Annotated in this window: 25 protein-coding genes; 16 read left to right on the plus strand and 9 right to left on the minus strand. The window is 29.3% G+C overall.

Annotation, left to right across the window (positions count from 1 at the left end; all coding sequences use genetic code 11):
- Position 1: 1 nt before the first annotated feature.
- From ATR_RS08420 to ATR_RS08440, 5 genes are all read left to right on the plus strand, one after another.
- On the plus strand, positions 2–2,524 hold the full coding sequence (locus ATR_RS08420) for an aldolase/citrate lyase family protein (protein WP_115428986.1): 2,523 nt from the start codon (positions 2–4) through the stop codon (positions 2,522–2,524).
- A gap of 9 nt (positions 2,525–2,533) precedes the next feature.
- A complete protein-coding gene (locus ATR_RS08425; protein WP_179948455.1) occupies positions 2,534–3,619 on the plus strand; it encodes a MaoC family dehydratase in 1,086 nt (361 codons plus the stop codon).
- A gap of 28 nt (positions 3,620–3,647) precedes the next feature.
- Positions 3,648–4,631: an HpcH/HpaI aldolase/citrate lyase family protein gene (locus tag ATR_RS08430; protein ID WP_115428987.1), complete on the plus strand. Its 984-nt coding sequence runs from the start codon at positions 3,648–3,650 to the stop codon at positions 4,629–4,631.
- A gap of 159 nt (positions 4,632–4,790) precedes the next feature.
- The gene (locus tag ATR_RS08435; protein WP_115428988.1) at positions 4,791–6,290 is read left to right on the plus strand and encodes a fumarate hydratase; all 1,500 of its coding nucleotides are present in this window, start codon (positions 4,791–4,793) and stop codon (positions 6,288–6,290) included.
- 144 nt (positions 6,291–6,434) lie between these two features.
- Entirely contained in the window at positions 6,435–7,271 is an 837-nt protein-coding gene (locus ATR_RS08440) for a DUF5718 family protein (protein ID WP_115428989.1), read from the plus strand.
- 13 nt (positions 7,272–7,284) lie between these two features.
- Here ATR_RS08440 and ATR_RS08445 read toward each other — a convergent pair whose 3' ends face one another.
- From ATR_RS08445 to ATR_RS08475, 7 genes are all read right to left on the minus strand, one after another.
- Complete coding sequence (locus tag ATR_RS08445) at positions 7,285–8,292, minus strand: DUF438 domain-containing protein (RefSeq protein ID WP_206731849.1); 1,008 nt, start codon at positions 8,290–8,292, stop codon at positions 7,285–7,287.
- A 246-nt stretch (positions 8,293–8,538) separates the two neighbouring features.
- Positions 8,539–8,976 carry a CoA-binding protein gene (locus ATR_RS08450; RefSeq protein ID WP_115428990.1) on the minus strand — a complete coding sequence of 146 codons (438 nt, stop codon included), beginning with the start codon at positions 8,974–8,976 and terminating at the stop codon, positions 8,539–8,541.
- 10 nt (positions 8,977–8,986) lie between these two features.
- Positions 8,987–10,030, minus strand: coding sequence for a DHH family phosphoesterase (locus ATR_RS08455; protein ID WP_228254222.1), 1,044 nt, complete (start codon positions 10,028–10,030; stop codon positions 8,987–8,989).
- The gene (locus tag ATR_RS08460) at positions 10,027–10,425 is read right to left on the minus strand and encodes an RrF2 family transcriptional regulator (protein WP_115428991.1); all 399 of its coding nucleotides are present in this window, start codon (positions 10,423–10,425) and stop codon (positions 10,027–10,029) included. Before ATR_RS08460 ends, ATR_RS08455 begins: the two co-directional genes overlap by 4 nt.
- Before the next feature lie 117 nt (positions 10,426–10,542).
- Entirely contained in the window at positions 10,543–10,815 is a 273-nt protein-coding gene (gene rpsO, locus ATR_RS08465; RefSeq protein ID WP_115428992.1) for a 30S ribosomal protein S15, read from the minus strand.
- Positions 10,816–10,895: 80 nt separating this feature from the next.
- Positions 10,896–11,867 carry a GTP 3',8-cyclase MoaA gene (moaA, locus tag ATR_RS08470; protein WP_115428993.1) on the minus strand — a complete coding sequence of 324 codons (972 nt, stop codon included), beginning with the start codon at positions 11,865–11,867 and terminating at the stop codon, positions 10,896–10,898.
- A 15-nt stretch (positions 11,868–11,882) separates the two neighbouring features.
- Positions 11,883–12,800 carry a glycosyl transferase gene (locus ATR_RS08475; protein ID WP_115428994.1) on the minus strand — a complete coding sequence of 306 codons (918 nt, stop codon included), beginning with the start codon at positions 12,798–12,800 and terminating at the stop codon, positions 11,883–11,885.
- 86 nt (positions 12,801–12,886) lie between these two features.
- Here ATR_RS08475 and ATR_RS08480 point away from each other — a divergent pair, with 86 nt between their 5' ends.
- The 11 genes from ATR_RS08480 (at position 12,887) to ATR_RS08530 (ending at position 23,618) form a co-directional block, all read left to right on the plus strand.
- Positions 12,887–13,552, plus strand: coding sequence for a Crp/Fnr family transcriptional regulator (locus ATR_RS08480; protein ID WP_115428995.1), 666 nt, complete (start codon positions 12,887–12,889; stop codon positions 13,550–13,552).
- The gene (locus ATR_RS08485) at positions 13,549–14,544 is read left to right on the plus strand and encodes a type IV pili methyl-accepting chemotaxis transducer N-terminal domain-containing protein (RefSeq protein WP_115428996.1); all 996 of its coding nucleotides are present in this window, start codon (positions 13,549–13,551) and stop codon (positions 14,542–14,544) included. The genes ATR_RS08480 and ATR_RS08485 overlap by 4 nt, the downstream gene beginning before the upstream one ends.
- Positions 14,545–14,665: 121 nt before the next feature.
- Complete coding sequence (gene napA / locus ATR_RS08490; protein ID WP_115428997.1) at positions 14,666–17,476, plus strand: nitrate reductase catalytic subunit NapA; 2,811 nt, start codon at positions 14,666–14,668, stop codon at positions 17,474–17,476.
- A gap of 11 nt (positions 17,477–17,487) precedes the next feature.
- Positions 17,488–18,294 carry a ferredoxin-type protein NapG gene (napG, locus tag ATR_RS08495; RefSeq protein ID WP_115428998.1) on the plus strand — a complete coding sequence of 269 codons (807 nt, stop codon included), beginning with the start codon at positions 17,488–17,490 and terminating at the stop codon, positions 18,292–18,294.
- A complete protein-coding gene (gene napH / locus ATR_RS08500; RefSeq protein WP_115428999.1) occupies positions 18,287–19,093 on the plus strand; it encodes a quinol dehydrogenase ferredoxin subunit NapH in 807 nt (268 codons plus the stop codon). Before napG ends, napH begins: the two co-directional genes overlap by 8 nt.
- The gene (locus tag ATR_RS08505) at positions 19,090–19,692 is read left to right on the plus strand and encodes a nitrate reductase cytochrome c-type subunit (protein ID WP_115429000.1); all 603 of its coding nucleotides are present in this window, start codon (positions 19,090–19,092) and stop codon (positions 19,690–19,692) included. Before napH ends, ATR_RS08505 begins: the two co-directional genes overlap by 4 nt.
- Positions 19,692–20,174 carry a 4Fe-4S binding protein gene (locus ATR_RS08510; protein ID WP_115429001.1) on the plus strand — a complete coding sequence of 161 codons (483 nt, stop codon included), beginning with the start codon at positions 19,692–19,694 and terminating at the stop codon, positions 20,172–20,174. The genes ATR_RS08505 and ATR_RS08510 overlap by 1 nt, the downstream gene beginning before the upstream one ends.
- Positions 20,171–21,136, plus strand: coding sequence for a WD40 repeat domain-containing protein (locus ATR_RS08515; RefSeq protein WP_115429002.1), 966 nt, complete (start codon positions 20,171–20,173; stop codon positions 21,134–21,136). The genes ATR_RS08510 and ATR_RS08515 overlap by 4 nt, the downstream gene beginning before the upstream one ends.
- Before the next feature lie 3 nt (positions 21,137–21,139).
- On the plus strand, positions 21,140–21,526 hold the full coding sequence (locus tag ATR_RS08520; protein WP_115429003.1) for a chaperone NapD: 387 nt from the start codon (positions 21,140–21,142) through the stop codon (positions 21,524–21,526).
- A gap of 96 nt (positions 21,527–21,622) precedes the next feature.
- The gene (locus tag ATR_RS08525) at positions 21,623–23,242 is read left to right on the plus strand and encodes an EAL domain-containing protein (RefSeq protein WP_115429004.1); all 1,620 of its coding nucleotides are present in this window, start codon (positions 21,623–21,625) and stop codon (positions 23,240–23,242) included.
- A 1-nt stretch (position 23,243) separates the two neighbouring features.
- Complete coding sequence (locus tag ATR_RS08530; RefSeq protein WP_115429005.1) at positions 23,244–23,618, plus strand: hypothetical protein; 375 nt, start codon at positions 23,244–23,246, stop codon at positions 23,616–23,618.
- A gap of 300 nt (positions 23,619–23,918) precedes the next feature.
- On the opposite strand, the gene serS is transcribed toward ATR_RS08530, so the two are convergent.
- Positions 23,919–25,160 (minus strand): serine--tRNA ligase, encoded by a 1,242-nt coding sequence (serS, locus tag ATR_RS08535; RefSeq protein WP_115429006.1) that lies wholly within the window; start codon positions 25,158–25,160, stop codon positions 23,919–23,921.
- A 192-nt stretch (positions 25,161–25,352) separates the two neighbouring features.
- Positions 25,353–26,609 (minus strand): sensor histidine kinase, encoded by a 1,257-nt coding sequence (locus ATR_RS08540; protein WP_115429007.1) that lies wholly within the window; start codon positions 26,607–26,609, stop codon positions 25,353–25,355.
- Between the last annotated feature and the right edge of the window lie 4 nt (positions 26,610–26,613).

Below are 26,613 nucleotides of genomic sequence, written 5' to 3' on the forward strand. Positions count from 1 at the left end.
AATGAGTCAAACAGTAAAATTAGATATACCTGAATTTTTAAATATTGGAGTCGCTTGTACATCTGCTTGGGTTGGTACAGCAAAAGAAGATAATGTTGCTATGATTATTGAAGATGATAAACTAGGAACTGATACAGTAACTTATAAAGATTTAGCAACAAAATCAGATCAAGTTTCAAACTTCTTTACAAACAAAATTGGTCTAAAGCCTAGAGATAGAGTTTTAGTTTGTCTTAAAAACTCTTTAGCATACCCAATATCATTTTTTGGAGTTATGAAAGGTGGAATGATTGCAGTTCCTACTTCAACACTTTTAAGTGGTAGTGAAGTTAAATATTTAGCTGAAGATTCTCAAGCAAAAGCAATAGTTTTATCTGCTTCTATGTTTGAAAACCTAGTTCCATATTTAGAAAACTTAGATAATTTAAAAACAATAGTTGTAGCAGGAATTGATAGTGTTGAAAATCTAAATAAACCAAAAGATATAGAGGTTTTTGCACTAAATGAGATTTTTGAAAAATGTGAAAAAAGTGCAAATCACTACAATTCAAAATCAGGAGAACCTGCATATTTAGTATATACATCTGGAACAACTGGTTATCCAAAAGGAGTTTTACACTCTCATAGATCACTAATTGGAAGAAAACCAGCAACAGATTTTTGGTTTGATTTTAAAGAGAATGATAGAATTATGCACTCTGGGAAATTTAACTGGACTTATGTATTAGGTTCAGCTTTAATGGATCCACTATTTAACGGTCACACAGTTATTGCTTATGAAGGTTCAAATGATGCTTCAACATGGATTAATCTAATCAAAAAACATAACTGTACAATTTTTATTGGAGTTCCAACTATTTATAGACAAATTATCCAAAAAACAGACTTTACACTAGATGATTGTCCAAGTTTAAGATATTGTATGAGTGCTGGAGAGCATTTAAGTGATGAGATGTTGGGGCTTTGGAGAGATAGATTTAAACAAGATATTTTTGAAGCAATTGGTATGAGTGAGTGTTCATACTATATTTCACACTCAAAAAACAATCCAATAAGACCAGGAAGTGCCGGTTTCCCACAACCAGGACATATTGTAAAACTATTAAATCCAGAGACACTTGAAGAAGTTGGTATTGAAGAAGAAGGTATGATTTGTATAGGAGAAGATGATCCCGGACTATTTTTAGAGTATTGGCAACTAGAAGAAGAGACTTTAAAAGCAAAACATGATGGATATTTCTTTACAGGTGATTATGCAAGAAAAGATAAAGATGGATATATCTGGTTTATCGGTAGAAAAGATGATATTATCAACACTTTTGGATTTAGAGTAAGTCCACATGAAATTGAAAGAGTTGTAAAAACTCATCCTGATGTTGCTGATTGTGTTGCTTTTGGTCTTGATATTGAAAAAGAGAAAACAATTGTTGCAATTGCTGTTGTTGGGCACTCTACACTAAGTAAAGAGCAAGAGCAAAATATTTTAAAATTTGCTCAAAACAATCTTGCAAAATACAAAGCTCCAAAAGAGATCTTTACAATGAGTGATTATCCTAGAACAAAAAATGGAAAAGTTCTTAGAAAACAGCTTGTAAAAGATCTACATGAACAATATTTTGCAATAGTAAAAGGTGAAGAGATAGTTGAATACAAAGCTAGAAGATCAATGCTACTAGTTCCTGCATATAACAAACACAATGTAGAAAAAGCTAGAACTGTTCTTGCTGATACACTTATTTTCGATTTAGAAGCTATCTTAGAAGACCAAAGAGAGATTGCAAGAGAGACTTTAAGAGAGGTTTATAAAGAGGGTGGAACTAAATTTGGAGAGAGTGAAAGAGTATTAAGAATAAACAATCTAGGAAGTGAAGATTTGAAAAAAGATTTAGCTTTAGCAAAAGATATAGAGCTAGATGGTTTACTATTCTCTAAAATTGATAAAAAAGAGGATGTATTAGAGGCCGTTAAACTTATAGAAGCTGTTAATCCAAACTTAACTTTGATGATTATGATTGAAACTCCACTATCTGTTTTAAATATTCAAGAGATTTGTGCAGCTAGTTCAAAAGTTGAAGTTGTAGTTGTTGGTTCAAATAAACTTGCAAATAGACTTCAAATTGATATTAAAAGAGGTTCAAAAGCTATTGTTACATATTTAGCTCAAATTGCACTTGCTTCAAAAGCTTATAATAAAACTGTAATAGATGGTCCACACTTTGATGTTTTAGATGAATTTGCTTGTGAAGACTCTACAAAAGATGCATTTAATCTAGGATTTGATGGAAAATCACTTATCCATCCAATTCAAATTGAGTATATAAATGATATTTTCACTCCAAAACAAGCGGAAGTTGAAGATTATGAAGAGATGATAAGAAGATATGAAGATGCGAATAAACAAGGTAAAGAGGTAATTATGTACAATAATAAACTTGTTGATTCTTCAAGAATAGCTTGGGCTAGAAAAATGATTAAACTTTATGAGACTTATAAAGCTCTTGGTCAAAATTTATTTGGTAAATAAGGAGTTTTCTTGTCAAAGATTAGTAATAAAATAAATTTTGGTAACTATTTTGAAGATTTCTCTATTGGTCAAAAAATAGTTCATCCACTTCCACGAACTATTAGCGAAGGTGATGTATCTTTATACATAGCCTTTACTGGAAGTAGATTCTCTCTACATTCAAGTGATATTGTGGCAAAAGAGATGGGATATAATAAAAGACCAATTGATGATATTTTAATGTTTCATTTAACATTTGGAAAATCTGTTCAAGATATATCTTTAAATGCAATTGCAAATTTAGGATATGCTGAAGTATCTTTTGTAAATCCTGTTTATGTTGGAGATACAGTTAGTATGACTTCATCTGTAATTGGACTAAAAGAGAACTCAAATGGAAAGAGTGGAGTTGTTTATGTTCACTCTATTGGAGTAAATCAAGATGGGAATGAGGTTTTAAACTTCAAAAGATGGGTTATGGTTCACAAAAAAGACCACTCTATAAAAAGTGATATAAATGTTGTTCCTACTTTTGAAAAAAGTGCCCCAATAAATATTGTAAATATTCCAACTATTAAAAAAGTTGATACAGATGCAAGTGGTGGAGAGTTTTTCTTTGAAGATTATGAAGTAGGAGAGAGACTTAATCATCCTGAAGGAATTACTATTGATAATAGTGATCATACCCTTGCAACAAAACTTTACCAAAACAATGCAAAGGTACATTTCAATGACCATATGATGAAATCAACTCCTATGGGTCAAAGACTTATGTATGGTGGAATTATTATCTCAATAGCACGAGCAATCTCACATAATGGGCTTTTTAATGCTCAGTGGGTATATGCAATAAATAGTGGAAGCCATAGTAATCCTACATATGCTGGAGATACTATTTATGCTTACACTGAAATTTTAGAGAAGATTGAGGTAAATAGAGATGATATTGCTCTTTTAAGAGTAAGAACAATTGCACTTAAAAATCAAAATCCAAAAGAGATAGAAAATCCAAAAGAGATAGAAAATGCAAAAGGTGAAGATGGAAAGTATCTTCCAAATGTAGTTTTAGATTTAGATTACACAGTTGTAATCCCAAAAAAATCAACAAAAAAATAAAAATTTAATTTAATAAAAAGGAAAAAAAATGACACACCCAAAAGAAGCTTTATTTGAATCTGGTAAATCTTTACCAATTATTCCAACTTGTGAACACTTTGCAGGAAGCGAAAAGCTAATCCTAAAAGGTTTTGAAATGCAAAAAAAACTAGGACCTGTTTTTGATATTACTTGTGATTGTGAAGATGGTGCAGAAACTGGTAAAGAAGTTGAACATGCTCAAATGATTGTAAGAGTTGTAAACTCTGCTGAAAACCCATATAAAATGGCAGGTACAAGAATTCATGACCACTCTCATCCAGATTGGAGACAAGATGTTGATATTTTAGTAGCTGGTGCTGGAGAAAATTTAGCATATATTACACTTCCTAAATCAACTTGTTATGAAGATGCAAAAACTCAAATTGAGTATATTCAAGCTGTTGCAAAAAAAGCTGGAATTAAAAGAGAGATTCCAATTCATATCTTAATAGAAACTCACGGAGCTCTACAAGATGTTGAAAAATTAGCAACTCTTCCTTGGCTACAAGTACTTGATTTTGGTTTAATGGACTTTGTAAGTGGTTATCAAGGAGCTATTCCTGCAATAAATATGAGAAGTCCTGGACAATTTGAGCACAGACTTATTGGTGCTGCAAAAGCAAGAGTTGCACAAGCTGCTATTCAAAATTGTGTAATTCCTTGTCATAATGTAACACTTGATCTTAAAAATCCATACCAAACATATAAAGATGCTGAAAGAGCTAGAAATGAGTTTGGATTTATGAGAATGTGGTCAATTTACCCAACACAAGTTCAAGCAATTGTAGATGCTATGAAACCAGACTTTACAGAACTTGAAGCTGCACAAAATATCCTAATCAAAGCTCAAGATGCTGAGTGGGGACCAATCCAATATGATGGTGAGTTACACGATAGAGCAACTTATAGATATTTTTGGGAATTAGTTCAAAGAGCTAAATACTCAGGAGCAAAACTTCAAGATATAGTTGAGCAAAGATTTTTTGCTTAATCTTTAAAGTTTTTGGAAGCTACTCTTTTTAAGGGTAGCTTTTTTTATTTCAAAACTAAACAATTTAAAATAATTTTATAGATTTACTCCCATATAAAAGCAAAATTTATAAAGGGCATTGATATAATTTTAGAATTTCTAAAAAATAAAGGAAAAACTATGAGTAAAAAGATCACAGAACAAGATATTATTGATTCAGTTGCAAGTGCCTGTCAATTTATCTCGTTTTATCATCCAGAAGATTTTGTAAAAGGTATGGTTGAAGCATATGAAAATGAGAAAAGCGATGCTGCTAAAAATGCAATTGGGCAAATATTAATAAACTCAAAAATGTGTGCTATGGGTCATAGACCATTATGCCAAGATACAGGAAGTGTTAATATTTTTGTAAAAGTTGGTTTAAAAGCTAACTTAGATATTACAAAAAATTTAGAAGATTTATTAAATGAAGGTGTAGCAAAAGGTTATACTGATCCTGATAATACTCTTAGATATTCAGTTGTAGCAGATCCTGCAGGAAAAAGAGTAAATACAAAAAATAATACACCAGCAGTAATTCATGTAAGTGTTGATAACTCTGATAGACTTGATATTACAGTTGCAGCAAAAGGTGGAGGAAGTGAAAATAAATCTAAATTTGCTGTTTTAAATCCTAGTGATAGTATTTATGATTGGGTTATGGCAAATGTAAAAGATATGGGTGCAGGATGGTGTCCTCCTGGAATTTTAGGAATTGGAATTGGTGGAAATCCTGAAAAATCAATGCTTTTAGCAAAAGAGTCTTTAATGGGACATGTTGATATCCACGAACTAAAAGCAAGAGGTCCACAAAATCCACTTGAAGAGTTAAGACTAAAACTTTATGAAGATATAAACAAACTAGGAATTGGAGCTCAAGGTCTTGGTGGTCTTACAACAGTTTTAGATGTTAAAATCTTAGATTATCCTTGTCATGCTGCTTCTTTACCTGTTGCTATGATTCCAAACTGTGCAGCAACAAGACATATTCATTTTGAACTAAATGGAAATGGACCAGCTAAGTTTAATAAACCTGATTTAGACCTTTGGCCAGATATTAAACTTCCAATGGACACAATTAAAAGAGTAAATATTGAAGATTTAACAAAAGAGAATTTATCTCAATTTAAATCAGGAGATACACTTTTACTTTCTGGAAAAATATTAACTGCTAGAGATGCTGCTCATAAAAAAATAGTTGAGTATAAAAATGCTGGAAAACCACTTCCAAATGGAGTTGATTTAAAAGATAAATTTATCTACTATGTAGGTCCGGTTGATCCTGTTAAAGGTGAAGTTGTAGGACCAGCAGGACCAACAACATCTACAAGAATGGATAAATTTACAAAAGATATGATGGAAATTGGTATTATGGGAATGATTGGAAAAGGTGAGAGAAAACAACCAACAATTGATTTAATAAAAGATTATAAATCTATCTATCTTATTGCAACTGGTGGTGCTGCTTACTTAATCGCTCAATCAATTAAAGGTGCAAAAACTCTAGCATTTGAAGAGCTAGGAATGGAAGCTATTTATGAGTTTGAAGTAAAAGATATGCCTGTAACTGTTGCTGTTGATACAGAAGGTAACTCTATTCATACAACAGGACCTGCAAAATGGAGAACTATTAATAAGTAAACTTATATTCTATAAGGAGGAAATCTCTTTATAGAATATTTCTTAAATCATTCTTAACTCTTTAAACTATATCTCATTTTTGACTTTTATCATAAAAATTTCTGATACCATTTCAGTTTAAAAAAATAATAGGACTATATTATTATGAATTTATTAGAAGATTTAAAAGATTATTTAGGATTTGCAGTTGCCGGAAACTTTGCAAATCATTTAGGAGAAGCTGGAGAAGCGGATGAGTTTTCTATTATAGAGACAAAAGAAAAAGATGCTCCAAAGGGTATGTTCCCTTTTTATATAAAAGGTCATGATAGTTTTCTAGGAACTTACCCTATTTGTGATGAAGTTATTTTAACTCATGGAAGAGAGTGTGATAATCTTCAAGTTGAAGCAGAAGTAGCTTTAATTTGTGATTTTGTATATGAAAGCGAAAAAATAGTAGATATTATTCCCAAATACTTTACAGCATTCAATGATTGCTCTATTCGAGTTCAAGATGGTAGCAAACTTAGTACAAAGAAGAACTGGGGAACAAATACAAAAGGAATTTCACAAGACATTATAGCTATTGATAACTTTAGTGAAAATGGAGTTTTAGGTAAATATCATATCTCTTCATTTATAAAAAGAGATGGTATTGTTTGTGATTATGGAACAACTAGTGCAGTAAAATCTTACAGCTATTTTTTTGAAAAGCTAAAATACTGGATGATTGATATTTTAAATTGCCAAGAAGATTGTGGACCACTTGAAGAGTTAGGACAATTTCTAAAATATGCTCACAATTCAAAAGGTATTTTAATAGCTGCAGGTGCAACAGCATATACAGATTTTGGTAAAAAGAACTTTCTAAAAAAAGGTGATGAGATTTTTGTATATGTTTATAATGCTCATGCTCATAGTTTTCAAGATATTATGAATGATATGTGTGGAATGGATACATTTTTAGGGCAGTGTTCAAAACTTCACCAAATAGTAAAGTAGCAGATTATATCTGCTACTCCCAATCTAAAAGTCGTTTCTCTCCTTGTAATGCTCTTATATCTGTAACATCTTGACTCATCTCTATAACACCTCTATAGTTTTTCTGCTCATCTCTTATGGCAAAATATCTAATATGTACAAATTTTCCTTTAAACGTAATCCAAAAATCAGCCACGTCTTGCCTACCTGCTTTAAACTCTTCAAGAATTTTTAAAACCTGATCTACACTTTTTGGTGGATGGCAAAATTTAACTTCTCTTCCAATTATTCCAGCACTTCGAGGAAAAACTCTTTCATCTCCACGGTTATAAAAGATTACTCTATCATTCTCATCTACATAAGTAATATCAACAGGTAGAAACTTAAATATAAAATTTACCTGCTCAGGAGTTAAATACCCCTCATCATAGTGATGTCGCCCTTCAAGAGAAAATGGAAGTTTTCGTCTTTTTTTATCCATACTAGGGTGAATATATTCAGGCTCATTATTTATATCTTCACTCTTTTTTTCTAAAATTTCTGGATATCTAGGAGGCGGTGTTGTAAACATCCAACCAATTTCACTATCACCTTCATAAAACTCTTCCCAATCTTCATCTTTTAAGAGTTGTAAAGCATTTGGAAGTAATCTATTCTCTTCTACATTTATTAAGTGTATTAAATTATTATATACATTTGTAGTTTTCTCTATAATATTTTCAAACTCTTTTGCTTCAATACAGGCTCTTGTATCCTTGATTATTGCTCTTATATCATCATGAAAAGACCACATTCCTTGAGAAGGACCAGTCCAACCATATTTTTCAAGATAAGGAAAAAGTTGGTTCTCTTTTCTTGCAAAGTGTTTTTCAACTTCACAAATTTGGTTAAAAATATTATAAAACTTTTGATAATCCTTTTCTGGGTCTGTTTTAAAAAGCTCAGAAAATAGCTCTTTTATTAAAATATTTTCTTCTAAATATACACGTACAGGATGTCCTTGTGGGAATTGTTCTATATTATTAGTTAAATCACTTATCATCTTTAATCCTTTAGTTTTATATAGGACAAATATTATCCTATTTAAAATCCTATATTAATGATTTTAGTCAAGAGTAAACAAAAAGTTTAAAGTAGATTTTATTTATATTTAACTCCCTATTTTATTAAGAGACTTTCAAAAAATAAAAAATATGAAGAATAAATAAATATTTAAAATAAAAGTAGCAAGGAGATGATAATATCAAAAAAAAGAGTTTTTAGAAGTTTTAAAACTTCTAAATCCTACTTAATAAATTGCCTTATGCTCAATCTTTGTACACTTATTTTGTACAACTTTTAAACCATTATCAAGAGCTTTTTTAGCAGCTTCATTATTTGAAAGCCCTAGTTGAAACCAAACAGTTTTTATATTTTTCTCATTTTTTAAAGCTACTGCCTCATCTACAACCTTTGCTATAGCATCTGGTTTTCTAAAAATATCAACAATATCAATATCAAAAGGTATTTCAGCCAAACTTCTATAAACTTTCTCTCCTAAAATTTCATCCTCTTTTGGATAAATAGGAATAATTTTGAAACCTTTACTTTGTAAATAAGCTGCCACTTTATTTGAAGCTTTTTCACTATCTGGTGAAAGACCTACTATTGCAATAGTTTTTGTCTCTTCAAAAATAGCTTTAATCTCATCTTTATTTGAGTTTACTGTTGGAAATTCACACTCCATCTTCTCTCCTTTATTTCAAATTATCCAATTTTTTTTGAATATAAGCTTTTACTTCTTGTAAATTTATTGTATCAACAAAATCATCAAATTTACAACCACTTGCATTTACATGCCCTCCACCATTTCCTAACTTAGAGGCTAGTTGTGAAACATCTAGCTTTCCATCAGCTCTAAAAGAGGCATTTCCTTTTCTACTTATATCTACAAAAAAATCATAATCACTATTGGCTCTTAAAAAACTATTTGCAGGAATTGAAATAGAACCAAGACAGTAAGTCATAAGTCCTTTTTGACCATTATAAAATATAGTTAAATCCTCTTTTATTTTATCTAATGATTTTACCAAATAAGTAGCACTTAGATTGTCCAAAGTATCATCAAAACTATCTTTCAAAAACTCTTTTTTTATTGAGTGAATACTATTATCAAAAACTATATGACGATTTTCTAAATTTAAAAATTCTTTTGATTTTTCTAAAATAAAAAATTTATACTCTCTATCAAGTGAAGAAAAAAGTATTTGATTTATCTCTCTTGCTTTTATAACAGAACTCATCAAAACTTTTCCAAATTCAAAGTTTTCTTTTTCCTTTTCTAGCCAAATATCAACAGCATTTACACAGTTTATAAGAGCTTCATACTCATTTATATCTTTTGAAAAGTTTTCTACAAGATAGTCAAAAACTATTTTTGTAGCACATCTTTTGTCATCCAAAAAATACCAATCATACTTTTCTGCACTTACCTTTCCTGTTATATGATGATCTAAAAGTTGTAAAGTTATATCAAAACCACTATCTTTTAGAGTTTTTATCTCTTTATCTAGTTCTATACTCTCTTGAGGATTTAAATTTAAGTCACTTATTAAAAATAGTAGCTTTTCATCTTGATAATTTTTAATATCAATAATAGCTTGTTTGAGAGCTTGTTTAACTTCTAAACCATAGTTTGCATTGTAAAAGTGCTTCTCTTTAAAAATCTTATTTGTCAGAAATTGACAAGTATATCCATCTAAATCTGTATGAGAAATATGAAAAAGTCTTATACTATTCATGCAATATCTTTTAGTGTTAATTTTGCTAAAAAGTCATTTACTTTAAATTGTAAATTATTTAAAAGTGGCCAAATTGTACAAAGCTTTGCTTTATTGTTTGGACAAGAGCTTATTGCATCTGAACACTCAAAAACCATTGGATTTTTCTCTTCAGCAGCAACAACAATTTCCAAAATTGTAAGTTCATCTATTGGTTTATTTAAAACAAAACCACCATTTACCCCTCTATGAGATATTACTAAATCAGCTTTTGCCAAGCTTTGCATAATTTTTGCTAAAAATGATTTTGAGATTTCTAATTCTTTTGATAAAATATCTACATTTACAGGTTCATTGTGCTTTGATATAGAAATCAAAGATAGTAGCGCATATTCACTCTTTTTTGTTAATAACATCTTTATATCCTATATAATTTTTATCTATATTGTACAGAAGTTCTTATTAATTTAAGTTGGCATAAAAAAAGGGATTATGGAAAAACCATAATCCCTTTTAAAAACTAGAGTCTAAACTTATTTAGCTCTAATTCCTAAGCTCTCAACTACAGATGTAAATCTTGAATAGTCTGATTTTTTTAAGTATGTTAAAAGTTTTTTTCTTTTTCCTACCATTTTAAGTAGTCCAAGTCTTGAAGAGTGGTCTTTTTTAAACACTTTTAAATGCTCTGTTAAAGTTTTAATTTGTTCACTTAATAGTGCAATTTGAACCTCGGCAGAACCTGTGTCACCATCTTTTCTTCCATATTTTGCAACAATACTCGCTTTTAATTCCTGATCTAAAGCCATTTTGACCTCCTAATAGGTATAGTTATTTTGTTCTATTTAAAATAGGTGCGAATTCTATATAAATTTTGCTTTAATTTTACTTATCCACCAGTTTCATAAAAAGCTCTACTTGATACTTTGTTATCATCTTTAGTTGACCACTTATTTTTTTCTGGCTTATTTTGTAAAACTTTTTTCAAAATTTGTGTAGCTTTTTCTATATCATTTGCTCTTATTGCATCTTTTATGCTCATAGCATCTTCAAAATATAAACAAGGTATTAAAAACCCTTCTGCCGTTAATCTAATACGATTACATGAAGAACAAAAATCATCCTTATGTGGTTCTATTATACCAAATTCATAGCCATCTTCAAGCATATAATATTGAGCTGGTGAGCTAGTATCTCTTGGAACTTTTTTAATATTTGGATATTTTGTTTTTATAATATTTAAAATCTCATCCGCTTTTAAACCCTTTGCTCCACTTTTTGCAAAACTATTTTCCATAAACTCTATGTATCGTACAGTAAAGCCCTCTTCTTTACAAAAATCTAAAACATCTATAATATCAATATCATTTATATTTTTAAGAGGTACACAATTTATTTTTATTTTAAGCCCAACATTTTTTGCTTTAGAAATTCCATCTAAAACAGTAGGTAAGACATCCTTTTGCGCTATTTTCATAGCTCTTTCTTGATTTAGTGTATCAAGTGAGATATTTATTCTTTTAAGACCAGAATCTTTTAATTTCTGTGCCATTTGTGGAAGCAAAAATCCATTTGTTGTAAGAGCCAAATCTATATCATTTTTATAATCACTTATTAACTTTATAAAATAATCTAAGTCATCTCTTAATAGTGGCTCTCCACCAGTAATTCTTACTTTTTTTATACCCTCATCAATACCAATTTTTATAAATTTAAAAAGGTCTTCATAAGATAATAAATTCTCTTTAGGAACCCAAGAAAAAGGTTTTTCAGGCATACAATATTGACATCTAAAGTTACATCTTTCAGTAACTGATACTCTTAAATAATCATGCTTTCTTCCAAATCCATCTAATAACATATTATAAACCCTTTTTTAATTTAATCTTTGCCAAGCTTCATCCAAAGAGCTAACTCTTTTAGCAAATAGCAAATACAATGCAACGTTAAACTTAGCCAAATTCAAAATCTCATCATCATAATTTTTTAAAATATTTAAGTTATCTTCCAAAGTGATATTTTCAAAAACTTTCGAATAATTAACTCCATAATCTTTTAAACAAAACTCAAATTCAACAATCTGATCATCTTTTTTTTGCCAAAACTTAGAGTCTTTAAAAACTTCAATATCTCCCTCGGCTCCTCTAACAACTGTAATATCTTTAAAATCATCTCTATACATATCAATATATTTTGAGACATAAGGTTTGTGAAAAGCTCCACAAATTCCATACTCACTCAAAGATGGGTTTAAAAGTTTTTCAACTGTATTAAAGGCTGTTCTTAAGCCAAACTCTCTCCTTAAAGGTGTAAGTTCACTTAACTCTTGCAGATATTCTACTCTATCAAAATAGTGTAAATATTGACCCTTATCAAATTTTGTAAATATATCTTTTGTACAAATTCCATTTTTTGTTGGTTGAACTAAATCCCCACTAATTACAAGATTTAATCTTCTTACATCACTATTTTTTTTGAAAAAACCATCCAAAATATCTTCATATAAAGGAAAGAGATATGGATTTGTATCTCTTCCATCAAAGTTATAGCCTAACATTAAAGAGTCTGGAACCTCTTTATATTTTATAAAACTATTTAAGGCTTTTATGGCTCCTTTAAACTCTTCTATAGTTTCTAGTTTTACTCTCCATGCAATTAAAAAAGCACCTATTTGTGCCTGTGTTGGTTCTTTATTTAAAATCTGAGATATAGCTTCAAAACTCTCGTTTAGAGTTAAATCTCTATTTCCTTTAGGTCCAGTCCCCACTGCTTTTAAAAATATTTTAAAGTCCATTATATATCCTATTTTATAGCGGTTTTATTATTTATTTTACAAGCTTAATATATACTTGCTTAAACAAAACATTTGTAGGATAATTTATGACATTGAACCAAAGTATAAAAAGTTTGGATTTTTTTGCAAATCTAGATGATAAGCAAATTGATTTTCTAAGCAATTTCTCCTTTATCTCAAAATACGAAAGAGATTCTATTTTATTTTATGAAACAGATTTAAAAACTAATCTTCTTTTTTTAGTAAGAGGTTTAATAAAAGTTTATAAATACGATAAATTTGACAATGAAATATTTTTATATCACATACATTCAAACTCTTTAATAAGCGAACTAAGCAATCTAAATACAAACGAAATCTACTGCTTTTCAAATGCATCTTTTATGGAAGATTCTATAGTTTTATCTGTAGATTTCCTAAAACTACAAGAACATTTTTTAGATAACAACCTGCTTGTAAAAGAGCTAATGAATTCTCTACTAAACAAAACTCATCAACTCCAATGTTTAGTAAATAGAGAGTTGGTTTTTGATGCTACTGCAAAAGTTGCTTATATGTTAGTTAGTGATTTAGAGATGTTTAATAGCTTAAAAAGACAAGATGTTAGTTTTATGCTACATATTCAACCTGAAACTCTATCAAGAGTTTTAAAAAAATTGTCAAGAGATAATATCATTGAAGTTGAAAATCAACAAGTTATGATTAAAGATAAAACTGCATTAAACTATATTTTTAAAGGAGTAGGAATATGAAAAAAAGTACTATTAGCACGAAAATAAAAGTTATTGGAATACTTTTTGTACTTCTAATGGCAAGCATTGTTGCAACAACTATCTACTTAAATAATAAAAATGAAAAAGATGCAATGATTGTAAATATCGCTGGGAAACAAAGAATGTTAAGCCAAAATATCTCAAAAAATATATTCTACATATATTTAAACCCAAAATCTTCACAGCAAGAGTTAGATTCTAGTGTTGAAGAGTTTATTTACAATCTTGAAAGCTTAAAAGGCGGAAATAGTTTATCAAAATTAAAAGAAGCTCCTAATATTCATATAGATAAGCAGATGTTACAAGTAGAACTTTTGTGGTCTATTTTTTACAAAAATATAGTTAAGTTTAAAGAGTTAATCTCAAGTAATAAAAATCAAGAAGAGTTAGAAAAGATTGTAAATATAATATACGAAACAAATCCAAATCTTCTTTATGAAGTAGATGCACTTGTTAGCCTTCATACAATAAATAGTGAACAAAAAATAAAATTATTAAAAAATAGTCAATACTTTTTCGCTATTTTAATTCTACTTCTAATTATTTATAGTTTTCTTGAATTAAAAACTATGGAAAAAAATGCCCTAAATTTTCTTGAAGAATCAAAAAGAGTTATGGAACAAGATTTAGAAGAGCCCTTAAAGCCTATAAAAATTGAAGCTGAAGGTGAATTAATAGAAGCTTCATATATGTTTAATAGATTTTTAAACAAAATAAATAGTGCAATAATAGACTCAAATAGTGCTTTAGAACAATCAAAAAATGCTTCTATAAAATTAGAAGAGATTTCAAATGAATTTGATGAAATTATAAATGAACTACAAAATAAAAGTGAAATATCAAAACAGTTAAATAGAAGTGAAGATATTGCAATACAAACACAAGAGCAACTTTTACACTCTGGTAAAAGATTAAATGAGCTTAAAAATGAGCTTGAAAAGATTATTCTTTTTGTAGAAAAAAAGAGTTGAGATTTTACTCAAAAAGATTAATCTTAACTTAAAAACTTAGGAATTTGACCAATGTCAATTCTTTTATCTCTACTTCTTAGTAATATCTAATTGTTTATAAATTTATTTCAAAGGAGAAGGAATGTCACTTTCAAGAAGAGATTTTCTAAAAAGTTCAGCAGCAGCAAGTGCGGCAGCAGCCATTGGTATGAGTGTACCAACAGAGCTTCAAGCACAAGCAAATACAGCTGAAAGTGGTTGGCGTTGGGATAAAGCAGCCTGTAGATTTTGTGGAACAGGTTGTGGAATTATGCTTGCAACAAAAGAGGGAAAAATTGTTGCCGTAAAGGGTGACCCAGCTGCTCCAGTTAATAGAGGGCTTAACTGTATTAAAGGATATTTTAATGCAAAAATTATGTATGGAGCAGATAGGCTAAAAACTCCACTTTTAAGAGTAAACAAAAAAGGTGAGTTTGACAAAAAAGGTGAATTTACTCCTATTTCTTGGAAAAGAGCTTTCGATGAGATGGAAAAACACATAAAAGCAGCTTTAAAAGAGAAAGGTCCAGAAGGAATTGGTGTATTTGGAAGTGGACAATACACTATTATGGAAGGTTATGCAGCTCTTAAAATGATGAAAGCAGGATTTAGATCAAATGCAATTGATCCAAATGCAAGACACTGTATGGCTAGTGCTGTTGTTGGTTTTTATCAAACTTTCGGAATAGATGAACCAAGTGGTTGTTATGATGATATTGAACTAACAGATACAGTTGTTTGTTGGGGTTCAAATATGGCTGAAATGCACCCTATTTTATGGTCAAGAGTTACTGATAGAAAATTAAGTAATCCAGATAAAGTAAAAGTAATAAATATTTCAACATATAGACATAGAACTTCTGATATTGCTGATATGGAAATAATTTTCACACCAAATACAGATTTAGCTTTATGGAACTATATAGCAAGAGAGATAGTATATAATCGTCCTGAATCAATAGATTGGGATTTTATAAAAGAGAATATAGTATTTGCTGCAAGTCCAGTTAATATTGGTTATGGTATGAGAAGAAGTGATGAGAAATCTATAAAAGATGGAAAATACTCAAGTAAAGAGATGGAGATTGTAAATAAAGAGATGGAAACTATTGTTTCTGAAACAGAAGCTCCAGCACTTGCACCTTATGGGTATAAAGCTGGTGATAAAATGACTCATAAAAATACAGGTCTTGCTCACTGGGAAATTAGCTTTGAAGAGTACAAAAAATCTTTAGAGCCTTATACTCTTGATTATGTTGCAAAAATTGCAAAAGGGAATCCTGATGAGGACATTGAAGAGTTTAAGAAAAAACTTCAACAACTTGCAAATTGGTATATTGAAAAAGATAGAAAAGTTGTAAGTTTCTGGACGATGGGAATGAACCAACATACACGTGGAACTTGGGTAAATACACTATCTTATAATGTTCACTTTTTATTAAATAAACAAGCACATCCAGGAAGTGGAGCATTTTCACTAACAGGACAACCTAGTGCATGTGGAACAGCAAGAGAAGTAGGAACATTTACACATAGACTTCCAGCTGATATGATGACAGAAAATCCAAAACATAGAGAAATCACTGAAAAAGTATGGAATGTACCACTTGGAACATTAAATCCAAAAGGAACTCAACCTTTTATGAAAATCATGAGAGATTTAGAAGATGGAAATATGAAATTTGCTTGGGTAAATGTAAATAATCCTTGGCAAAATACTGCAAATGCAAACCACTGGTTAAAAGCTGCAAGAGAGATGGATAACTTTATAGTAACTTCAGAAGCATATCCTGGAATATCTGCAAAAGTTTCAGATTTAATTCTACCTTCAGCAATGATTTATGAAAAATGGGGTGGTTATGGAAATGCAGAAAGAAGAACACAACTATGGAGACAACAAGTTCTTCCAATTGGTGATTCTATGAGTGATACATGGCAATGGGTTGAATTATCAAAAAGATTTACGGTTAAAGATGTTTGGGGTGAGCAAAGTTTACTTAGCACAAAAGGTGAAGTAAAACTTCCTAGCATGATTGAAGCAGCAAAAGCTATGGGATATAATGAAAACTCAACAATGTATGATATTTTATTTGCAAATGATAGAGCAAAATCATATAAGGCTGATTTAAAAGACCCTATCCAAGCTGGTTATGATAATACAGAAGCATTTGGAGATAGTAGAAATGTACAAGGAAGTGATGGAAAACCATGGAAAGGGTATGGATTCTTTGTTCAAAAATATCTATTCGAAGAGTATGCAGATTTTGGAAGAGGACACGGACACGATTTAGCAGATTTTGATACTTACCACAAAGTAAGAGGACTTAAATGGCCAGTTGTTGATGGAAAAGAGACATCATGGAGATTTAATACAAAATATGACCCATATGCAAAAGCTGAAAACCCAAATGGTAATTTCGCATTTTATGGAACTTTAGCAAAAGAGTTAGCTCAAGGTGATTTAACAGGAATTAAAGATAAAACTAAAAAATCTCTAAAAAATAAAGCAAAAATATTTGCACGTCCTTATATGGATCCACCAGAAAAGCCAGATTCTGAGTATCCAGTTTGGCTTAGCACAGGAAGAGTTCTAGAACATTGGCATAGTGGAACTATGACTATGAGAGTTCCTGAACTTTATAGAGCAGTTCCAGAAGCACTTTGCTATATGCACCCTGAAGATGCAAATAAATATGGTGTAAAACAAGGTGAACTAGCTTGGGTTGAAAGTAGAAGAGGAAAAGTAAAAGCAAGAGTTGAAACAAGAGGAAGAAATAGACCATCAAGAGGATTAGTATATGTTCCTTGGTTTGATGAAAAAGTGTTTATAAATAAAGTTTGTTTAGATGCAACTTGTCCACAATCAGGACAAACTGACTTCAAAAAATGTGCGGTAAAAGTTTATAAAGCTTAAAAGGTAAATAGATGAATATAGTAAAAAACTATCAAGAAAATAGAAGGAAGTTTCTTCTAAAAAGTGCTAGAACTATTGGTTTAGTAGTTCTTGGTAGTTTAACATGGAGTGCATATTTAAGTGAAGTAAAAGCTAGTAGTCTAATTTTAAGACCACCAGCTGCCATAAAAGAAGATGATTTTTTGGCTACTTGTATAAAATGTGGGCTTTGTGTAGAGGCATGTCCTTTTGATACACTAAAATTGGCAAAACCAGGGGATAATTTACCTTTAGGAACTCCTTATTTTGTTCCTAGAGATATTCCTTGCTATATGTGTGTTGATATTCCTTGTGTTCCTATTTGTCCAACAGATGCCCTTGATGAAAAAAAGGTCAAAGATGAAAATGGGGCTTTTGAAATAAGACAGATGGAAATGGGAGTTGCAGTTGTAGATGTAAAATCTTGTGTAGCTTTTTGGGGAATTCAATGTGATGCATGTTATAGAGCTTGTCCACTTTTAGGTGAAGCTATAGATATAGTATATGAAAAAAATGAACGAACAGGAAAGCATGCATTTTTAAAACCTGTTGTAGATAGTGATATTTGTACAGGTTGCGGACTTTGTGAAAAAGCTTGTATTACTGAAAAACCAGCAATTTTTGTACTTCCTAGAGAAAATGCTTTAGGAAAAGTGGGAGACCACTACATAAAAGGGTGGGATGAAGCAGATGAGCGAAGAGTAAAAGATGCTTCTGTTGAGATTGGGAAAACAAAAATAAATAAAAAAAGTGCAGTTGAGTCTTTAAATAGTGGTATGGAGGATTTACTAAATGATTAAAAAATATAGATTTTTAATAGCAAGAAGAGTAAGTCAAATCTCTATTATGGCTCTTTATATTGTAGCAAATATTTATGGGATAAATATCTTAATGGGTAATTTAAGTACCTCTTTGGTTTTAAATACTATAACATTAAGTGACCCATTTGCAGTAATGCAAATGATTTTTGCAGGAGCTATTATCTCTTTCGATATAGCTTTAGGAGCATTTATAGTTGCAATATTCTACTTTACAATAGGTGGAAGGTCATTTTGCTCTTGGGTTTGCCCTGTAAATATTATAACTGATAGTGCAAACTATTTAAGAAGAGTTCTAAAATTTGATGAAGTACAAAAAAAACAACCAGCAACTAGAAACTTAAGATATTGGCTGATTTTAATTAGTTTTATAATCTCATATTTTATGGGAGTTGCAGCTTTTGAACTTATCTCACCAGTATCTATGGTTCATAGAGGTTTAGTTTTTGGTCTAGGATTTGGACTTGCAACAATTATTGTAATATTTTTATTTGATCTATTTGTTTTAAAAAATGGTTGGTGTGGGCATATTTGCCCTCTTGGTGGATTTTATTCACTAATTGGAAGATTTAGCCTGTTAAGAGTCCATCATAATCATGAAAAATGCACTGCTTGTATGAAGTGTAAAGTTGTATGCCCTGAAATTCAAGTTTTACATATGATAGATAAAAGTAGTGAACCTGTTTTACAAGAGTGTACTTCGTGTGCTAGATGTATTGAGGTTTGTGATGATGATGCACTAAATTTCGAATTAAGAAATTATATGAAGGAGAAAAAATGAAATTAACAAAATTAGCTTTGAGCCTAGTTGCCATTGCAACTCTTTTTACTTTTGCTTATGCAGCAAACAAGACTATAAAAGATGACTCTATTGGTATTAGACAAGGTAGTCTTTTTCAAGAAGATAATGTTGTAGGAGATAAAACTCAATATAATACAGATGCAGCTGGAACTAGTACAAAAATAGATAGAGCATTTGAAAATGCTCCACCAATGATTTCACATGATACAGAAGGTATGCTTCCAATAACAATAGATAATAACCAATGTATCTCTTGTCATGATCCAATGGTTGCTCCTAGTGTGAATGCAACTTCAATTCCGAAATCTCACTTTACAAATTTTAGAGAAGATGTAAGTATTGATAAAAAAGGTGAACTTGAAAGAGATGGTAAAATTTTAGCAAATAGTAGTGACATAAAAACTATTGTAAAACCACTTGACCATTTATCAAATGCTAGATTTAACTGTTCAGCATGTCATGCACCACAATCAGATAGTAAAATTGTTCCAAAAAACAACTTTATCCCTGATTTTAGAGGTACTGATTTGAATAATAAATCAAATCTTATGGACAATGTATCAGAGGGTGTTAAATAGTGCAAAGAAGAGAGCTTTTTAGCTCTCTTTCTAAATCTTTTAAGCAAAAAGATGAATTAAGAGCTATAAGACCACCTTACTTCAAAGATAGTAATCTTTTTTTGACAAACTGTATTTTATGTAGTTCTAAAGAGTGCGCAGAAGTTTGCCAAGAGAGTATTATAATAATTTTAGATGATGAAACACCTAGTTTAGATTTTTCTAAAAGTGGCTGTACATATTGTGATTTATGCGCTATATCTTGTAGTGGTGAAGTTCTAAAAATAGAAGATAAAAAGCAAATAGAAGTTAAAATAGAGATAGATATATTAACTTGTCTTTCTTGGCAAAATACAATGTGTTTTTCGTGCAAAGACCCATGTCTTGATAATGCTATTGAATTTTTAGGAATGTTTAGACCATCTATACAAAATAGCTGTACATCTTGTGGATTTTGTATAAAAGTATGTCCAACAAATGCAATAAAGGTAAAAAACTTATGAAATTAATAAAATATATTTTTATTTTTATTTTAACTCTAAATCTATATTCAAATGATATAAAAGAGCTAAAACCAAAATATAGTTTAAAAGCTAGTGGTGGAGTTACAAATTTGGTATTAAAAGATAACCTTCTTTTAGCTTCAACAGTAGTTGGAACTATTGATATTTTTGATATAAATAATAAAACTTTATTAAAAAAAATAGAATTAGAAAAGATAAAAGATTTTACAAATAAAACAATCAATAGTAAAATTTATAGCACAGATATTATTGATGATAAAATACTAATTTTATCTCAAGGTGAAAGTGGTGGAAGAGATATTTTTATCTATGAGAATAATAAATTTGAGAATATAATAGATGCGAATGATAGACTTTTCATAGCCTATGCAAAATTTATTGATAATGAAAATATAATCTATGCTCTTTTGTCAAATCAGATTTTTATATATAATATAAAAGATAAAAAGATAAAAAAAGAGCTTCAAGTATCTCAATCATCTTTTTCACACTTTGTTTTAAATGAGAAAAAAGATACTCTTTTTGTAGCAGATGAGAGTGGAATAATCTCTCAAATAGATATAAAAAACCTACAAAAAACAAAAACCTTTAAAGGACAAAATGTTGATAGAGTTTTTCAAGTAGATATAAAAAAAGATACAATTTTAACTGCAGGTCAAGATAGAAGAGCAGCTATTTACTCTTTAGGTTTAGAAAAGCCTTACTTTTTATCAACTGATTTTTTAATCTATACAGTAGCTTTAAGCCCTAGTTCAAATAAAGCAGCATTTTGTTTTGATGAAAAAAATAGTGTCGCAGTTTTCAATACAGTTACAAAAGAGATTTTATATAAATTAGTAGATAATAAGTCAATTCTGACAAATATCTTATTTTTAAATGAAGACGAAATTTTTGTTTCAAGTGATGATTTTAATATAAATGTTTACAATTTAAAGGAGTAAAAAATGAATATTTCAAGTATAGTGGTACAAACTTTACCAAAATATCTCGATAGTGTAGTAGAAAATCTTAAAAAATCTGGTGTATGTGAGTATCATATGCATGATGAAAAAGGTAGAGTAATTGTTACTATAGAAGGTGTAAATGTAGAGGAAGAGTTAAAGAAACTTAAAGTAATTGAAGCTATTCCACATATTAGTAGTGCAGATATGCAGATGAGCTATAGCGAGGAGGAATTATCAAGTCATATGGAAGTTTTAGAAAATGCTGATTTGGTTCCAAAAGTTTTAACTGATGAAAATATCAAAGTGGAAGATATAGTATATAGAGGCGATTTAAAGAAAAAAGATTTAATAGGATTTGCCAAAATTTTTGATTCTGCAAATAAATAATAGCTGATATATAAAAATTATTAAATTAAAATTAATCTAATTTTTTTATGATTTTTGATAAACTCTCCTAAATTATTAATTAATTTAGGGGAACATATGAAAACTCTACTAAGTTCTAAAACTCTTTTAGAATTAATTACCAAACACTCTCCTGATATGCTCTGGATAAAAGATTTAGAAGGTCGTTATCTATATGCAAATAGTGCTATTTGTAATGGTTTATTAATGGCAAAGCCGGATGAAGTTATTGGAAAAACTGATGTTTTTTTTGCATTAAGAGAAAAAGAAAAATATAAAGAGGTAAAAGATTGGCATACCTTTGGAGAATTGTGTACTAATACAGATTTAGAAACTATAAAAGCCATGAAACCACTAAGATTTTTGGAACATGGAAATATAAAAGGGAAACTAACATATTTTGAAGTAGATAAAGCTCCATTTTTTGACGAACATAAGAATTTAATAGGAGTTATAGGAACAGCAAGAGATACTACTGAAGCGGTTTTATTAAAAAAGAGAAATAAACATCTTATGTATTTTGATCAACTTACAACACTTCCAAATAGACAAAAGATAATTTTAGATATTGAAAATAAAAAACCTAACTCTTCTATTGTTTTTAATATTGATAATTTTAAAGAGCTAAATAATTTTTTTGGTACACAAAATGCTGATAAAATCTTAAAAGATATAGCCCTAAGATTTATAAAATACAATTATACAACTTATAGAATAGATGGTGATGAGTTTGCTATCCTATTTTTTGATGACAGAAATCTAGATGAGCTACAAAATGAGGCAAAAAAGATTATAAAGTTATTAGATAGTGAACCTTTTTATATAGAAGATAAAACTATTTTAATCACCTTTTCAGTTGGCATTGCAAAAAGTAGTGAAAAACTTTTAACAAAAGTAGATATCGCAGTAAACAATGCAAAAACTTCAAATAATCGTATATCTTTATACGAAGAGAGTGAAAATATTGAAGAGAAATACAAAGAAAATATTGAACTTGCAACTAAAATAAAAGAAGCAATTCTAGAAAAAAGAGTTATTTGTCACTATCAACCTTTACTAGATATTGAAACAAGTGAAATATACTCTTATGATAGTTTAGTAAGAATATTAAATAAAGATGGAACTATAATATCTCCATATAAGTTTTTAGAGTTCTCAAAAAAGATAAAGCTATACTCAAGTATCACAAAGATAGTTATAAGTGAAGCTTGTAAAACATTTCAAAATAGAGATGAAAAATTCTCTATAAATCTAAGTGTTGATGATATAAAAGATAAAAATACAGTTGAATATATCTTAAAAACTATACAAGATACAAATACAGCTTCAAGGGTAACTTTTGAAATTCTAGAATCTGAAGGTATTGAGAATTATGAAGAGGTTATCTCATTTATAAATCAAATAAAATATTTGGGAGCTAGGATTGCAATAGATGATTTTGGTACAGGATATTCAAACTTCGAGCATCTTCTAAGATTAGATGTTGATTATATAAAAATAGATGGCTCTTTAATTAGAAACATAGTCTCAGATGATAAACATAAATTAATAGTTGAGACTATTGTAAGTTTTGCAAAAAAAATAGGAATTAAAACAGTTGCTGAATTCGTAAGTGATGATAATATTTTAGATATTATAAAAGAGATAGGAATAAGCTGTGCTCAGGGGTATCATATAGGACAACCAAGGCAACTTTGATATGAAAAGATTACTATTTATTATTTTATTTTTTACCTTTTTAAACTCACAAAATATTCAAAAAGCTTTTTTGGTAGCAATTTATGATAAAAACAGAGTTGAAAATGTACAACATAAGATAAAAACAGATTTTGAATATAAAGGAGAAATCTTTTTTATAGTAGCTATTATAGGTTCTTACAATAAAAATACAAATATTGTTACAAAAATAAATGGTTCAAAAGGTAAGTTAATAGATACAAAAGCACTTTACAATAACATAACAAAAAAGATATATGGGTATGAACTAACTTTCAAGCATTTAGATGTAAGAAAAGGTTATTTTGAAATTTTTATAGATGATAAACTATACGATACAAAGGTTTTTGTAAAATAATTTTTACCAAACTGTCTGTTTTCTTACAAGTGTAGCATTAAAATAGCAAACTTTAAGTTTATAAAGTGTACTATTTCATTGATCAAGAGGTTTTATCTATAACTTATCTCTCCTTAGTTAAAATGTAGCAATTTTGGATAAAACCTCTTTCAAAGGTCGTTCTGTTAAATATTAAGTTTATGTAGAATTTTAATTTATTATTTAAAACTTAATTTTAAAGGGGGGGGGTCTCTCAACCCCTTTTTTTCTCCCTTAATAATTAAAAAAAGTGGTTTTTCCACCTTTTTTATACTTTTATATTTATTTAATATATGGTTTCAAGACTTCTGGAATTCTTACACTTCCATCTTCATTTTGATAATTTTCCATAATTGCTAAAAGTGTTCTTCCAACAGCTAAACTAGAACCATTTAAAGTATGAGCAAAGATATTTTTCTTTTCATCTTTATACCTAATTTTTGCTCTTCTTGCTTGAAAATCTCTAGTATTTGAGATACTTGAAATCTCTCTAAATCTATTTTGTCCAGGTAACCAAACTTCCAAATCAATTGTAACTGCTGCACTAAATCCTAAATCTCCACTACAAAGCTGCACTTTTTGATGACAAAGACCAAGACTAGTTAGTAAATCACTCGCAGTTTGAACCATTTTAGAAAAAACCTCATCTGAACTTTCCTGAGATGTAATCGCTACCATTTCAACCTTATCAAACTGATGTTGTCTCATAAGTCCTCTTGTATCACGTCCTGCACTTCCTGCTTCTTTTCTAAAGCAAGGAGTATAAGATGTAAGTAAAATAGGCAATTCACTTTTGTCTAAAATCTCATCATTGTATAGATTTGTCAAAGTAACTTCAGCTGTTGGGATTAAGTATAAATCCTCACCCTCTATTTTAAACAGATCATCAGCAAACTTAGGAAGTTGCCCTGTTCCTAAAAGAGTATTTGAGTTTGCCATAAATGGAACATACCACTCATTAAATCCTCTCTCTCTATTAAAATCAAGCATATAATTAATTAAAGCTCTTTCAAGTCTTGCGCCTTCTCCTTTAAGTGCTGTAAATCTTGATTTTGCTAGTTTTACACCTCTTTCAAAATCTAGCCAATCGCACTCTAAATCCCAATGCTCTTTAGGGATAAAAGAAAATTCTGGCTTAACTCCAACAAGTTCTAAAACCACATTTTCACTCTCATCAGCTCCAAGTGGAACACTATTATCAGGAGTATTTGGTACTCCTAAAATAATAGAGCTTAAATCATTTTCTAAATTCCTAACTTCTTCTTCCATATCTTGTTTTTTAATTTTTAAAGCATTAATTTTTGCTTGAAGTTCACTAATATCAAGATTCTCTTTTTTATATTTTCCAAACTCTTTTGATAGAACATTTTGAGAAGCTGTTATCTCTTCCATCTCTTGTCTTTTTTGCTTTGTCTTTAGAGCTAAATCTTTTAAACTATTTAAAAGTTCATTACTTACACCTTTTTTTTGTAAAGCTTGACTAATCTTTTCAAAATCATTTTGTAGTAGTTTTATATCTATCATATTGTCTCTTTGTCTAATTTTTTGCCGATTATATCAAAAAAACTCAGCAATAAAACTGAAATAGTTAATATGAAACCAAATTGTATTAAACTAAAATTTTATTTTACGACTTAGTTTAAATAATTACATCTTCTACTATATGGTCTATAAATAATTTGATAAATTAGGACTTTTAAGATTAATTAAAAAATATTATAAATTTAATTCTAACCTTGCAATAGCACCACTTTTACCATCTTCTCTATTTTTTATAGAGATTTTTGCATTTAGTGCATCACTTGCTATTTTTGCCAAATACAATCCTAGCCCTACCCCATTCTCTTTTCCAAGCTTCTTAAATGGGGCAAAAACATCTATATTTTCGTTTATTCCAATTCCTTCATCAATTACACTTAATACTATTTTATTCTCTATTTTTTTAAATTTAATTTTTATAGTTTTACCGTTTGGCGTAAATTTTATGGCATTTTGTACAAAATTTTGCAAAATCTGATTAAAAAGTGTCTCTTGAATAAGAAGTTGAAAACTAGAGACATTTGAGCTAAACTTAATTATAATACTCTTTTTAGAGGCTAACATATTATAATCATTTGTTTTATATTTTATAAACTCTACTAAATCAATATTTTTTGGTTGTTCAAATTGGGCACCTTCAGTTCTTCCAATATCTAAGATAGAGCTAATCATAATATTCATTCCATCTATCTCTTTTATTGTAAGCTTTATTGCATCTTCATATTGAGAAATTTCTCTAGGTTTTTTAAGCATTAACTCATTTTTTAGTTTCATAACTGCAAGTGGTGTTTTAAGTTCATGAGCTATTCCTATATAAAGCTCTTTTTTAAATTTTAAATAAGTTCCTATTCTATTTGTAAGTGAATTTATAGAAGTTGCAAGTGTTAAGAACTCTTGAGGTAAGCCTTTTGTATCAACTTGTGAAAGAGAGTTTTCATCCATATTTGATAATTTTTTATTAATCCCTATAATTGGTTTTAAAAGTGATTTTGAAACCACTAAAGAGTAAATAATCATTAGAATAAAACCTGGAATTGCAAGAGCAAAAAAGTTCTTGATAATAACAGAATATAAAATATCTTTCTCTAAAGTTATATCTTTTGTAATCTCTAATGTTGCTCCATCATGCATTGGAAACTCTATTTTAATGAAGGCTCTATTTTTATTTACAAATTTAGAAAATTTAAAATTATCTATTTTTTTGCTTGTAGAAAGTTCTATTATTTGAGAGTGTGAGACTACATTTTGAAACTTATCAAAACGTATATAACCTTTTTCTATCTGTTTTGCTTGAAATAATAGGTTATCTTGAAGATTGTCATAAAATGAAACTCTTGAATACTCAAAAAATATAAAGGATAGTATAACAACAAATAAAGAGGTAGCAAATATAAGTTTTAGATAAAACTCTCTATATATGCTTCTACTCTCCATAATA

The organism is Aliarcobacter trophiarum LMG 25534, assembly GCF_003355515.1.
Classification (GTDB): Bacteria; Campylobacterota; Campylobacteria; order Campylobacterales; family Arcobacteraceae; genus Aliarcobacter; species Aliarcobacter trophiarum.

What these genes read in the sequence shown, in the direction of transcription:
- ATR_RS08540 (WP_115429007.1), bottom strand. Translation starts at nt 26,609, where the DNA reads ATGGAGAGTAGAAGCATATATAGAGAGTTTTATCTAAAACTTATATTT.
- ATR_RS08460 (WP_115428991.1), bottom strand. Translation starts at nt 10,425, where the DNA reads ATGTTATTAACAAAAAAGAGTGAATATGCGCTACTATCTTTGATTTCT.
- ATR_RS08475 (WP_115428994.1), bottom strand. Translation starts at nt 12,800, where the DNA reads ATGGACTTTAAAATATTTTTAAAAGCAGTGGGGACTGGACCTAAAGGA.
- ATR_RS08450 (WP_115428990.1), bottom strand. Translation starts at nt 8,976, where the DNA reads ATGGAGTGTGAATTTCCAACAGTAAACTCAAATAAAGATGAGATTAAA.
- napH (WP_115428999.1), top strand. Translation starts at nt 18,287, where the DNA reads ATGATTAAAAAATATAGATTTTTAATAGCAAGAAGAGTAAGTCAAATC.
- ATR_RS08445 (WP_206731849.1), bottom strand. Translation starts at nt 8,292, where the DNA reads ATGATAAGTGATTTAACTAATAATATAGAACAATTCCCACAAGGACAT.
- ATR_RS08420 (WP_115428986.1), top strand. Translation starts at nt 2, where the DNA reads ATGAGTCAAACAGTAAAATTAGATATACCTGAATTTTTAAATATTGGA.
- ATR_RS08525 (WP_115429004.1), top strand. Translation starts at nt 21,623, where the DNA reads ATGAAAACTCTACTAAGTTCTAAAACTCTTTTAGAATTAATTACCAAA.
- ATR_RS08435 (WP_115428988.1), top strand. Translation starts at nt 4,791, where the DNA reads ATGAGTAAAAAGATCACAGAACAAGATATTATTGATTCAGTTGCAAGT.
- ATR_RS08430 (WP_115428987.1), top strand. Translation starts at nt 3,648, where the DNA reads ATGACACACCCAAAAGAAGCTTTATTTGAATCTGGTAAATCTTTACCA.
- ATR_RS08520 (WP_115429003.1), top strand. Translation starts at nt 21,140, where the DNA reads ATGAATATTTCAAGTATAGTGGTACAAACTTTACCAAAATATCTCGAT.
- serS (WP_115429006.1), bottom strand. Translation starts at nt 25,160, where the DNA reads ATGATAGATATAAAACTACTACAAAATGATTTTGAAAAGATTAGTCAA.
- rpsO (WP_115428992.1), bottom strand. Translation starts at nt 10,815, where the DNA reads ATGGCTTTAGATCAGGAATTAAAAGCGAGTATTGTTGCAAAATATGGA.
- ATR_RS08515 (WP_115429002.1), top strand. Translation starts at nt 20,171, where the DNA reads ATGAAATTAATAAAATATATTTTTATTTTTATTTTAACTCTAAATCTA.
- ATR_RS08480 (WP_115428995.1), top strand. Translation starts at nt 12,887, where the DNA reads ATGACATTGAACCAAAGTATAAAAAGTTTGGATTTTTTTGCAAATCTA.
- ATR_RS08455 (WP_228254222.1), bottom strand. Translation starts at nt 10,030, where the DNA reads ATGAATAGTATAAGACTTTTTCATATTTCTCATACAGATTTAGATGGA.
- ATR_RS08505 (WP_115429000.1), top strand. Translation starts at nt 19,090, where the DNA reads ATGAAATTAACAAAATTAGCTTTGAGCCTAGTTGCCATTGCAACTCTT.
- ATR_RS08485 (WP_115428996.1), top strand. Translation starts at nt 13,549, where the DNA reads ATGAAAAAAAGTACTATTAGCACGAAAATAAAAGTTATTGGAATACTT.
- ATR_RS08440 (WP_115428989.1), top strand. Translation starts at nt 6,435, where the DNA reads ATGAATTTATTAGAAGATTTAAAAGATTATTTAGGATTTGCAGTTGCC.
- napG (WP_115428998.1), top strand. Translation starts at nt 17,488, where the DNA reads ATGAATATAGTAAAAAACTATCAAGAAAATAGAAGGAAGTTTCTTCTA.
- moaA (WP_115428993.1), bottom strand. Translation starts at nt 11,867, where the DNA reads ATGTTATTAGATGGATTTGGAAGAAAGCATGATTATTTAAGAGTATCA.
- napA (WP_115428997.1), top strand. Translation starts at nt 14,666, where the DNA reads ATGTCACTTTCAAGAAGAGATTTTCTAAAAAGTTCAGCAGCAGCAAGT.
- ATR_RS08530 (WP_115429005.1), top strand. Translation starts at nt 23,244, where the DNA reads ATGAAAAGATTACTATTTATTATTTTATTTTTTACCTTTTTAAACTCA.